Source organism: Falsiroseomonas sp. RANM36 (genome assembly GCF_056682175.1).
In genome coordinates this window covers 1-11,000 of record NZ_JBWXTD010000013.1, presented here as the reverse complement: position 1 = coordinate 11,000, position 11,000 = coordinate 1, and the positions used below count along the sequence as shown (strand labels likewise).

The 11,000-nt window shown below is 69.0% G+C and carries 11 protein-coding genes and 1 pseudogene; 5 read left to right on the top strand and 7 right to left on the bottom strand.

What is annotated here, in order from left to right:
* Positions 1-127: 127 nt before the first annotated feature.
* A pseudogene (locus AC1MIR_RS27280) lies at positions 128-292 on the top strand (heme-binding protein); the annotation flags it as partial.
* Between the two features lie 90 nt (positions 293-382).
* Here the strand turns inward: AC1MIR_RS27280 and AC1MIR_RS27275 are convergent.
* The 6 genes from AC1MIR_RS27275 to AC1MIR_RS27250 all read right to left on the bottom strand — a co-directional run bounded on the left by AC1MIR_RS27275 (position 383) and on the right by AC1MIR_RS27250 (position 5,778).
* A complete protein-coding gene (locus AC1MIR_RS27275; RefSeq protein WP_480031317.1) occupies positions 383-1,225 on the bottom strand; it encodes a carbohydrate ABC transporter permease in 843 nt (280 codons plus the stop codon).
* Positions 1,222-2,199 (bottom strand): carbohydrate ABC transporter permease, encoded by a 978-nt coding sequence (locus AC1MIR_RS27270; protein ID WP_480031316.1) that lies wholly within the window; start codon positions 2,197-2,199, stop codon positions 1,222-1,224. The genes AC1MIR_RS27275 and AC1MIR_RS27270 overlap by 4 nt, the downstream gene beginning before the upstream one ends.
* Positions 2,174-3,433, bottom strand: a complete 1,260-nt coding sequence (locus tag AC1MIR_RS27265) for an ABC transporter substrate-binding protein (protein WP_480031315.1) — start codon at positions 3,431-3,433, stop codon at positions 2,174-2,176. The genes AC1MIR_RS27270 and AC1MIR_RS27265 overlap by 26 nt, the downstream gene beginning before the upstream one ends.
* A 249-nt stretch (positions 3,434-3,682) precedes the next feature.
* Positions 3,683-3,847: a hypothetical protein gene (locus tag AC1MIR_RS27260; protein WP_480031314.1), complete on the bottom strand. Its 165-nt coding sequence runs from the start codon at positions 3,845-3,847 to the stop codon at positions 3,683-3,685.
* An 18-nt stretch (positions 3,848-3,865) separates the two neighbouring features.
* Positions 3,866-4,876 (bottom strand): aldo/keto reductase, encoded by a 1,011-nt coding sequence (locus AC1MIR_RS27255; RefSeq protein ID WP_480031313.1) that lies wholly within the window; start codon positions 4,874-4,876, stop codon positions 3,866-3,868.
* A 5-nt stretch (positions 4,877-4,881) separates the two neighbouring features.
* Positions 4,882-5,778 (bottom strand): NAD(P)-dependent oxidoreductase, encoded by an 897-nt coding sequence (locus AC1MIR_RS27250; RefSeq protein WP_480031312.1) that lies wholly within the window; start codon positions 5,776-5,778, stop codon positions 4,882-4,884.
* A gap of 289 nt (positions 5,779-6,067) precedes the next feature.
* Here AC1MIR_RS27250 and AC1MIR_RS27245 point away from each other — a divergent pair, with 289 nt between their 5' ends.
* Genes AC1MIR_RS27245 through AC1MIR_RS27235 form a run of 3 tightly spaced genes read left to right on the top strand, consistent with a single transcriptional unit; the run spans position 6,068 to position 8,505 of the window.
* Complete coding sequence (locus tag AC1MIR_RS27245; protein ID WP_480031311.1) at positions 6,068-6,817, top strand: SDR family oxidoreductase; 750 nt, start codon at positions 6,068-6,070, stop codon at positions 6,815-6,817.
* A 3-nt stretch (positions 6,818-6,820) separates the two neighbouring features.
* A complete protein-coding gene (locus tag AC1MIR_RS27240) occupies positions 6,821-7,702 on the top strand; it encodes an SMP-30/gluconolactonase/LRE family protein (RefSeq protein ID WP_480031310.1) in 882 nt (293 codons plus the stop codon).
* 2 nt (positions 7,703-7,704) lie between these two features.
* Positions 7,705-8,505 carry an SDR family NAD(P)-dependent oxidoreductase gene (locus tag AC1MIR_RS27235; RefSeq protein WP_480031309.1) on the top strand — a complete coding sequence of 267 codons (801 nt, stop codon included), beginning with the start codon at positions 7,705-7,707 and terminating at the stop codon, positions 8,503-8,505.
* Positions 8,506-8,785: 280 nt separating this feature from the next.
* Here AC1MIR_RS27235 and AC1MIR_RS27230 read toward each other — a convergent pair whose 3' ends face one another.
* Complete coding sequence (locus tag AC1MIR_RS27230; RefSeq protein ID WP_480031308.1) at positions 8,786-9,514, bottom strand: GntR family transcriptional regulator; 729 nt, start codon at positions 9,512-9,514, stop codon at positions 8,786-8,788.
* Here AC1MIR_RS27230 and AC1MIR_RS27225 point away from each other — a divergent pair.
* The gene (locus tag AC1MIR_RS27225) at positions 9,513-10,877 is read left to right on the top strand and encodes a M20 family metallopeptidase (protein WP_480031307.1); all 1,365 of its coding nucleotides are present in this window, start codon (positions 9,513-9,515) and stop codon (positions 10,875-10,877) included. The two genes, AC1MIR_RS27230 and AC1MIR_RS27225, sit on opposite strands and share 2 nt — an antisense overlap.
* The last annotated feature ends 123 nt before the right edge of the window (positions 10,878-11,000 follow it).

Here is an 11,000-nt window from a genome sequence, read left to right as displayed (position 1 = left end):
ACAACACGGCCCGCCCGCACACGAGCCTGAACGGGCTCACCCCAGCCGCATTTGCAACCCGCCCCGCATCGGGGCAAATGGAGAACAGGCTCTGCTCATGAACGAGGGCAATTAGGGGGCAGGGTCACTGGGCAAGCCGAGCGGCGCGATGCATGCCGAGCTGGAGATCAAGCTCGCCATCGCAAGCGGTGGGCGGATGACCAACCTGAAGGGCGGGCTGCCGATCATGGTGGACGGGAAGATGGTCGGCGGGATCGGCTCCGGCACGGGCGAGCAGGACCGTGAGATCGCCGCATCGGCGATCGCCGCCGTATTCGACACGCGGCCCGGCCAGCTCCGCGACGTCGCCTGGCTCGCGGCTCGGCGGGGTTGGCGGAACGGACTACTGCTTCACCGAGCCGGCTGCGAGGCCCGAGACCATCTGCGTCTGCAGGGGCAGAAACAGAAGCAAGGTCGGTATGGTCGTCAGCGCGGATGCCGCCATCACGTTGCCCCACTCGGTCACGTTCTCGCCGAAGTAGAGGTAGAGCGCGAGCGGCATCGTCTTCATCTCGTCCTGTGTCAGCAGCGTCACCGCGAAAAGATACTCCGACCAGCACAGCAGGAACGCGTAGGTCGCCGTCGCCACGATGCCGGGCAGCATGATCGGGAAGATGATCTTCCACACGATCTGGAACTGCGAGGCGCCATCGAGCAGCGCCGCCTCGTCGAGGCTCCTGGGCACGGCGCGCAGATACCCGACGAGCAGGTAGATCGAGAACGGCAGCGACACCGCAACATAGATGAACATCATGCTCAACCAATTGTTCAGCAGGCCCATCCGCGCGAACAGGATGAACACCGGCGTCACGAGCACGATCCATGGAAAGGTCTGGCCGAACAACACTGAGCCGAACAGCACGCGCCGGTAGCGGAATCGTCCGCGCGAGAAGGCATAGGCAGCGTTCACCGCGATCACCGTCGAGATCAGCACGCTGCCGATGCACAGCACCAGGCTGTTCAGGATGTTGCGCCCGAAACCGGCCTGCATCACGGAGATATAGTTGTCGAAGGTGAACTCCCAGCGCGAGGCGGCGAACATCGTCGCCGGGGTCTTGAACGACGCGACAATCACCCACGCGGTCGGATAGACCAGCACGAACAGGGTGATGAGCGCGATGCCGACAAGCACCACCTCGCCCAGCAACGACATGCCGAGGCGACGGCCAAGCACGAAAGCGTTCATTTCTCGTCGTCCTCGCGCAGCTCTCGTTCGGCGACAACGCGCAGGTAGATGATCCCGATGATGGTCATCAGCGTCGCCATCACCACGCCGACTGCCGAGCTGTAGCCGAGGCGGCCGTCGATGAAGCCCTTTATGTAAACCTCGGTGGCCATGACGTTGGTCAGCGTTCCCGGTCCGGCCCCGGTCGCCAGCCAGACATAGATGAAGTTGTTGAACGTCCAGAAGGTGGACATCAGAACCATGACCACGATCGCTGGCTTCATGTGCGGCAGGTAGATATGGCGGATCGTCCGCCAGCCATTGGCGCCGTCGATCTCCGCCGCCTCCACCAGTTCCTGCGGCAGCGATTGCAGGCTGGCCAGGAAGGTGAGCGTCACCAGCGGCAGAGTGTTCCAGGTGATGATGGTCAGCACCGCCGGCCACACCCAGGACGCGGTGGCGAGGAATGCGATCGGCTGGTCCACGATGCCGAGCGACATCAACGCGTCGTTGATCGCGCCGACACGCGGGTCGAGCAGCCAGCGCCACACCAGGATCGCCACAACCGGCGGCGTCGCCCACGGCACGATCAGCAGCACGCGGCTGATCGTCGTCAACCTCCATTTCCGCAACGTCCGGCTGTTCAGCAGGAAGGCGAGCGCCAGCGCCAGCACGATGCGTACGCTGACGCCGATGATCGTCAGCCAGACCACCGTATTGAGCACCACCCGGCGGAAATCGGCGCTGGTCAAGAGCTCGTCGTAGTTCTCGATCCCGATCCAGTCGCCGCCGCGCCGCAGGCCGAACAGCGACAGGTCGGTCAGGCTGTTCGTGACGTTGAACACGGTCGGGTAGACGTAGAACGCGAACAGCAGGACGAAGGTCGGCCCGAGCGCGAGCGCCAGGAACCAACGGTCATCGCGCAGACGCCGGCGCGGACGTGCCGCAGCCGGCGCGGCGATCACCGGTTCAGCGCTGGTTGCGTGCAAGCTCACGCGACACCAGATCGTGCAACTCGCGGGCGGCCTGCGCCGAAGTCTTCTCGCCGATGAACACGGACCCGACGGATCGTCCGACCGCGTTCCACATGAACGGGATCGCCACCGGCCCGGTGCCGTAGGGCCCCCAGCTGCGCGCCGTCCGCAGCTGCGCCGGGAATCCCATCATGTCGGGGGCCCAGGCGCGCCCGGTCAACGCGGCGTTCTGCGCCAGCGTGTAGTTGGTGTAGTGCTTGCTGAAGGTAGGATCGGGCTTCATGAGGAAGTCGATCAGCTTCCACGCCTCCTCAGGTCGGCGGCTGTTCGCGGCGATGCCGAGCATGCGGCCGCCGAAGAAGGTCCGCGAACCGTTCGGCCCGGCCGGGTGGGGCGCCGAAGCGAAGGGCAACGGCTTGTCGGGGTTGCGTTGGCGCCACTTGGTGCTGATCTCGATCGCCACCGGGTCCGGCTGACTGGTGATGGCGATCTCGCCATTCACCATCCCTTCCACGATCTCCGGCGCCCCCCACAGGCAGACCGCGATATTCGATCGCGGATTGTGTCCTTCGGTGAAGTAGCGGTTGTAATAGTCAAAGCCCTCCTGAATCTCGGCCGGCGTCATGCCGATCTTGAAGCGTGTGGGGCCGTCGCGGTCGATCAACCCAGGGCCTTTCGACCACCAGTAGAAGTTCAGGTAGAACCATATACCGGGCGTGCCGCAGCTGCCGCCGGAGAAGCCGAAGCCGGTCTTGCCGGTGCGCTGCTGCACCGCCTGGCTGGCCGCTCGCAAGCCTTCCCAGTCGGTCGGGAACTGGGTGACGCCGGCCGCCGAGAGCAGTTCCTTGTTGTAGTACATGGCGAAGGTGTCGGTGGTCCACGGCACGCCGTAGATCTTGCCATCGCCGCTCACCGCCAGATCGCGCGCCACGAAATCGTCCCAGCCGCGGATGCCGACGCCGCGCCGGACGTAGTCATCGAGCGGCCGCAGCGCGCCGGCGGCACCGAAGGCACGCGGCCACACGAAGGCAAGCTGCGCCACATCCGGCGCCGTGCCGACCGCCGCTTCCCGCAGATACTGCTGCTGCGCGTCGCCCCAGGAGACACGCTGCATCGTCACCTTGATCGTCGGGTTGGCGCGCTCGAACTCATCCAGCGCCGCGCGCATCTGCGGCGCTTCCGGGTCGTTGAAGCGGAAGGTGATGGTGCTTGCCTGCGCCCGCACGGGCGGCGCGGCCAATGTTGCGGCGGCCAAGCTTGCGGCGCCTGCCAGCCGGCGCCGCGTGATGGCTGTGTTCATGGCCATGTGCTTCCTCTCCGTTTGCGCTCTTGCTCGGCCCTGCCGGGCACGATGACGCGACCCAGAATGTGGAATGCATGCGGTTCCGGAGATCGGGCGCAGGACTGCGACGACGGGGTCCACCAGCCGTTTGGGCAGTCTTGACGCACCCATCGCCAGCCCGAGCGGCATCGCGACGGCCACGGCGACCAGGGTCGCCGCGTATCACGGCAGGTCCCGGTCGATCGCGCTTTCGCGCAGGGGCAGCGGCACGCGCCACGGGCGCGGCGGCAGCAGCGCGTTGGTCGTGAGCAACGCGGCCAGCCGCCCGATGACCACGAGGGCGGCCATCTGGCGCAAGCAGACCAGCACGCCGCCTGGTCGCGCCACGGTCTGTCCAGCGGCGCCTCATGGCACCGGCGCATTCTTGTCGAGCAGTCCCGCGGCCTGCAGTTCGGCCCAGAGCGCGGCTGGCACGGCTTCGCCGCACGCCGTCACCGCGGCCGCGACTTCACTCGCCGCACGGCAGCCCACGACGACGGAGGCGATGGCCGGGTGCGCCAGCGGGAACTGCGTCGCCGCAGCCTGCAGGGAAACGCCGTGCCGCGCACAGACCGCGCTGATGCGACGGACCTGCTCGCGCACTGCCGTTGGCGCGTCCGCATACCAGTACTTCGCCCCGGGCACGTCGCCGGTCGCGAGGATGCCGGAACTGTAGGGTGCGGCGAGCAGGATCGAGATGCCCTTGCGCGAACACACCGGCAGCAACTCCGCCAGCGCGCTGGTGTCGAGCAGCGTATAGCGGCCCGCCAGCATGAAGCAGTCGAAGTCGCCATCGGCGGCGTAGCGCAGCAGCGTGTCGTTCTCGTTCACGCCGACACCGATCGCCCCGATGACACCGGCGCCGCGCAGTTCGGCCAGCGCCTTGAAGGCGCCCTCTATGGATTGGCGGTAGCTGGCCTCGTATTCCGCGCCGCGCCATTTGCGTGTGACGTCGTGGATCAGCGCGACGTCGATCCGCGCGCGGCTGAGGCGATGCAGGCTGTGCTCCAGCGATCGCATGGTGCCGTCATAGGAATAGTCGAAGGCAACCTCGAACGGAGCGATGCCCACGAAGGTGCCGGCCGTCGTCGCCTCCGCCGCGGGCCGCAGAAGCCGGCCGACCTTGGTGGAGATCGTCACCGGGTGCGAGACGCACTCCCGCAGCGCGGCGCCGAGTCGGTGTTCCGAGAGGCCGTGGCCATAGAAGGGTGCCGTGTCGAAATAGCGGATTCCTACCGCATCTGCCGCGCCAACTGTCTCGCGTGCTGCAAGGTCGCTCACAGGGGCGATAAGGTTGCCGAGCGGCGCTGTGCCCAGGCCGAGACGCGTCACCGTGACGTTGGTACGACCAAGGCGGCATCGCTCATCGGGCCGCATGCGCATCACGTGGTCAGCCGCACCTCGACCCCGGCGCGCTCCTCAATCATCTTCAGCAGGGCGCCGACATCCTTGCCGCCCAGCCCGGCGTCCAGCCCCTGCTGGCAGACGCTGAGCGTGGCCCGACCGACATCCGTGCGGAGCCCCATGCTCTCGATCATCTCGACAGCAATGCGGCAATCCTTGTGTGCGAGCCGCAGCATGAAGCCGGGCTCGAAATCGCCGTGCAGCCCACGTGCGGGCATGGCGATGGCAAGCTGGTTGTTCCAAGCCATCGTCGTGCGCATGACGCTGAGCATCGTCGCTAGCGTCAGCCCGGCGCGCAGACCCGCGCTGAGCACTTCCGAATTGATCGCGACGAGCGTGGTGGCAAGCAGATTGTTGGTCGCCTTCATGGCATGCCCACTGCCAAGGCCGCCGCAATGAAAGAAATCGGTGCCCATGCAGTCCAGGATCGGTCGCACCCGCGCGATGACCTCGGCGTCGCCGCCCGCCATCAGGGTCAACGTGCCGCTCACCGCGTGTTCGGCGGTCTTGCCGACCGGGCAATCCACCATCTCGCAGCCGCGCGCCGCCAGCACTTCGCCGATCTTGCGCGTGGTGGCGGGTGAGCTGGTGCTCATGTCCACCATCACCGCGCCGCGTGGCAGCGCAGCGGAAATGCCGTCCGCGCCAAGCGCGACGCGTTCGACATCGGGCGCATCGGGCAGCATGGTGATCACCACCTCGCTGCCGCGCGCGACCTCGGCTGGCGTAGCGGCGGCGCGCGCACCCTTCGCGACAAGCCGTGCGATGGCGACGGGATCGATGTCGAAGACGGTAAGCGCATGGCCGCGCGCCGCGATGTTAGCAGCCATCGGACCGCCCATGATGCCGAGGCCGACGAACCCCACGCGCGCCATGTCGTTTCCATCCCCTGAAGCCGTTCCCAGCTTGCAGTGGCTCAGTGTTACCGCGTACACCGACCGTCGCAAGCGAAAAGAAGGCCCAGCTTCACGGCATGGCGGCCAGGCTTGATCAGGTGATGGAACGCGGTGCTCGGCGTGCCGACGCGGCCCGCCGATATCGCGGCGGCGCTCGCGCCGTCCCGCACCACCGTGCGCATGGATGCCTGTCCGCCGACGGAGCTGGTGCACGATCCTGCCTACACAGTCATCCGGCGCGACAGCGCCCGAGGGAAAGGACACGACGATGGCGGGATCCGTGGTGGTCACCGGCGGCAGCCGCGGCATCGGCGCCGCCACGGCGATGCTGGCCGCGCGCGATGGCTGGCAGGTCTGCCTCAGCTACAACAGCCATCCGGAGGAGGCGGAAGCGGTCGTCTTGCGCATCGCCGAAGCCGGAGGACGCGCCATTGCGGCGAAGGCGGATGCCGGCAACGAGGCGGAACTCGTCGCCATGTTCGCCCGCTGCGACCGTGAACTCGCGCCTCTGCGCGGCCTCGTGAACAATGCCGGCTTCCTCGGCGGCGAGAGCGACATCGAAGCATTCGACGCGACGGCGATGCGCCGGCTTTGGGACGTCAACGTCGCAGCGTATTTCATCTGTGCGCGGGAGGCGGTGCGGCGGATGTCGATCAAGAATGGCGGGGCCGGCGGCGCCATCGTCAACGTCTCCTCGATGTCCGCAGAGCATGGCGGCATCGGCCCTCGCATCCACTATGCCACCACGAACGGCGCGCGCCGCACCTTCACCTTCGGCCTCGCCAAGGAGTGCGGCCCAAAGGGCATCCGCGTGAATGGCGTCATGCCCGGCGTGATCGACACCCACTTCAACGACGACTTCGACAATACCGGCCGCAACGAGCGGCTCGGCCCGCAGATCCCGCTCGGTCGCGTCGGCACCGGGGATGACGTGGCGGAGTTGATCGTGTGGCTGCTCTCGGATCGCGCAGGCTATGTCAGCGGCGCGGTCATCCCGGTCAACGGCGGGTTCCTCTGAGCCATGGGCACGGTCATTCCGCGCGATGCCGCGCAGCCGGTGCATCAGGCCAACGCCGTGACGGGCGAAGCACCGTACTGGGATGCAGCCACCGCCACGCTCTGGTGGATAGACGTGCAGGGACAGCGCCTGCTCGCCTACCGGCCGACCTCTGGCGAGACGCGGGCGCACAACCTGCCGAGCATGCCCGGCCTTGTCGCCGGCCGTCGTCGCGGTGGCTTGGTGATCGGGCTGGAGGATGGTCTCTACGCCTTCGACGGCGCCCTCGGAGAACGGCTCGTCGCCGTCGAGGCCGATGACGCGCGCACGCGCATCAACGACGGCAAGCCCGATCCCGTTGGGCGCCTGTGGTTCGGCACCATGGACAAGACCGGCGGCGGAGCGCCGATCGGCAGCCTCTATTGCCTGGACGCGCAGGGGCTGCGCCGGGTGCGCGATCACGTGCGCATCAGCAACGCCATCGACGTCGCCGCCGATGGCCGCACCCTCTACTTTGCCGATACGCCAAGCGGCATCGTCGAGGCGATCGCCTGCGATCCGGCGACCGGCGTGCTCGGTGAGAGCCGCGCCTTCCTGACCTGTGCGGACGGCGCGCACCCCGATGGCGCCTGCGTGGACGCCGACGGTGGCGTGTGGATCGCGCTAGTCGGGGGAGGCCGGGTGGAACGACGCCTGCCGGATGGAAGCCTCGACTGCATCATCGAGTTGCCTGTGACGCGGCCGACCATGCCGATGCTCGGTGGCACCGATGGGCGCACGCTGTTCGTCACCTCGCAGCGTCGCTTCCTGACCGCGGCGCAACTGGCCGGGCAGCCGCTCGCGGGCGACCTGCTCGCCGTGCGCGTACCCTACGCGGCACGCCCGCCCTTCCTCGCGGAGATCTGACGATGCGCGATCTGTTCTCGATGGCCGGCCGGCGCTGCCTGATCACCGGCGGCAGCGTCAGCATCGGCCGCGCCATCGCGCTCGGCTTCGCCGCGCACGGTGCCGCGGTCGCCATCCACTATTCGGCGGCAGCCGACGAGGCCTTCGGACTGCCCGACGCGCACGAGACCACGCGGGAGGAGATCGCGGCCCATGGCGTCCCGGCCTTCGCCATCGAAGGCGACCTGATGGACCCGCATGCGCCCCATGCGATCATGGATGCAGCCGAAGCCGCGCTCGGCGCGGTGGATGTCCTGGTGGTCTGCGCGTCCATCCAGCATCGCGTCCCATTTGAGGAGATCGGCTACGACCAGATCGAACGCGAGACGCGAATCAACTTCAGCGCCACCATCGCGCTGATGCAGCGCGCGATTCCGCCGATGCGGGACCGGCAATGGGGCCGCGTGCTGACCATCGGCAGCATCAACCAGGTGCGGCCCGAGCAGACGCTGGCGGTCTATGCCGCGCTGAAATCCGCCCAGGCCAATCTCGTCGCCAACCTCGCGCCGCATTGCGCGCGCGACGGCGTCATGATCAACAACCTCGCACCCGGCCTGGTAGAGACGGAGCGCAACCGCTGGCGCCGCCAGGATGCGGCGGAGTGGAAGCACATCCAGGAGATCGCGATGCCGACCATCGGCCGCGCCGCGCAGCCGCGAGAGATGGTGGGCGCCGCGATCCTGCTGTGCTCGGACGCCGGCAGCTGCATCGCCGGCGTGGATCTGCCCGTCTCGGCAGGCGCGCACCTGCCGCGCGTCGGATAGCGGCCGCCCGCTCTGCGGAACGTCGTGGGCCGACCTCCCACCGCCTTGCAAGATTGCACACGCCCAGATACCTGCGCTGGCCGCTGCGCACGGATGTCTGGTTGCGGTCGAACATGCGTCAGAACAGCAGGCGCTCCCGCGGAGGAACGTCGCGTGGCATGTGCGGCAGCAGGCTGATGCCATCGCGCGGATAGGCGCCGTGCCCCCCGGCGCCCGCCGCATCCACGCGGGATGATCGCGGCCGCGACACGGCGATCGGCATCGCCCTCGGCGGTAAGGTTCAGCTGACCTCGTTCACGTAGCGGTGCCGGTCCGTCCGTGCGCGCTGTGTCGCCAGGAGGCAGGGCGCGCCGGCCTGGTCGAACACGACGGCCTCGATCACCAGCAGCGCGGACGGCTCCGGCAGGCCCAGCAGCGCCAGTTCATGGGCCGCGCCGAGCTCCGCACGCAGCTCCTCGCGCACGGCGCTGACGCGAATGCCGTGGACGTCCAGCAGATACCGGTAGAGCAGCTCGGGCAGCGCCGGCACCTCGCGGGGAAAGCCTGGCACCCGCGCCGCCGGGATGCGGAAGCGGTCGAGCATCACCGGCTGGCCGTCCACCAGCCGCAGCCTTCGCAGGTCGAGCAGCTGCGCGCCCGGCGCCAGCCCAAGCCGCAGCGCATCCTCACGGGTTGCCGCGGCTTCGGTGACGGAGAGCGGGACGGCCTGCGAGCGCGCCAGCGTGCCATCGGCGCCGTGCAGCCGGAAATACTGGAAGAAGAAGCGCAGCGAGTGTTCCGGGCTGCGCCCGGTCACCACGGTGCCGACGCGCGGGCGGCGCGCGAGCAGCCCCTGCATAACCAGGGTGGCCAGCGCGCGGCGGACCGTTCCGACGGCGACGCCGAACTGCGCGGCGAGTTCCACCTCGCCCGGCAGCACCGCGCCCGGCGGCCACTCACCCATCAGGATCCGTTCGGACAGGTCGCGCGCCAGGCGTTCATGCAGCGGCACGAAGGCATCGGCTGGCATGGTCTTCCTTGACAAGGAGCGGGCGGCGGTGGGCACACTCTATTTCTACAAAGAAATTGGAGCCGCGCAAATTCGCGTACCCTCCGCCCTGCAGCATGCGAGCGAACTGGTCGTCGCCGGCGAAGCAGCCTGGCTGGCGGCGCTTGCGCGGCTGGTCGCGGTGGACACCAGCTTCCCGCCCGGCGCCGGCTACGGCGCGCTGGCGGACGTGCTGGAGGAGATGTTCGGCCCGCTCGGCTTCGCCTTCCGCCGCGTGGAGGTTCCAGAAGCCCTGTGGCGGACGCCAGAGGCGCATGGCCCGCGCGTGAACCTGATCGCGACGCCCCGGCCACGCCGCCGCCCGGCCTGCGGCATCTACATGCACACGGATACGGTGCCGGTGGGCGAGGGCTGGACACTGCCCCCCTTCTCGCTGACCCGCGTCGGCGACCGGCTGCATGGCCGCGGCACCGCGGACATGAAGGGCACGATGGCCGCGCTGCTGGCCGCCCTCTCGGCCGCCCGGGAGGCAGGCCTCGCGCTGGCGCATGACCCGATCCTGTTGTTCTGCACCGACGAGGAGGGCGGCCTGTATCCCGGCGTGCGCCATGTCGCGGAGCAACGGCTGATCGAGGGCGACCATCTGATCTGCCTCAATGGCGGTGCGCGCCCGCGCATCTGGGCCGGCTGCTTCGGCAGCCTGGACGTCGCGATCCATGTCGAGGGCCGCGCCGCCCATTCCGGCGACCCGGGCCCGGCCGGCGTCAACGCGGTGGAGGAGGCGCTGCCGGTGCTCGAGGCGCTGATGGCGCTCAAGGCGCGCGTGCAGTCGCGCCGCTCCGCACTGCCGCCGCCGCCAGGCGTGGAGGCGCTGACGGCGCGGCTGACCATCGCGGCGATCCAGGGCGGCGCGAAGGGTTCCGCGCTGCCGGGCCTCTGCCGCGTGCTGGTGAACCGGCGCGTGATGCCGGAGGAACGCATGGACGATGCGCTCGACGAGATCACCGAAGCGGTGGCGCTGGGCGCGGCGCGATCGCGCGCGCTGTCGGTGACCACGGAACTCGTCGGAAGGCTCGATCCGGTGGTCGATCCCGATCTGGCCGGCCGCTACTGGCCGCGATGGCGGGCGGCGCTGGGATGGGGCTTCGGCTGGGCACCCGACGCCTTCCGCCGCTACGGCGCTTCCAGCAGTTCCGACATGGGATTCGTGCAGCAGGCCGGGCTTCGCGAAATCCTGCTCGGCGGGCTGTCGCGACCGGAAGCGCGCGTCCACGGCCCGGACGAATTCACCACCGTGCAGGACGTGATCGCGCTGGCGCGCGCCCTGCTCGCCTACCTGGCCGATGGCCCGGTGCCGACCCACGCAGAAGGAGCCGACGCATGATCAACGCCACACGCCGCACCCTCCTGGCCGGTGCTGCCGGCCTGGGGGGGGCGGCCGCGCGCCCCCCCCCCGCCGCCCCCCCCGCCCCCCCCCCCCGCCCGCCCCCCCCCCCAGCCCCCCCAG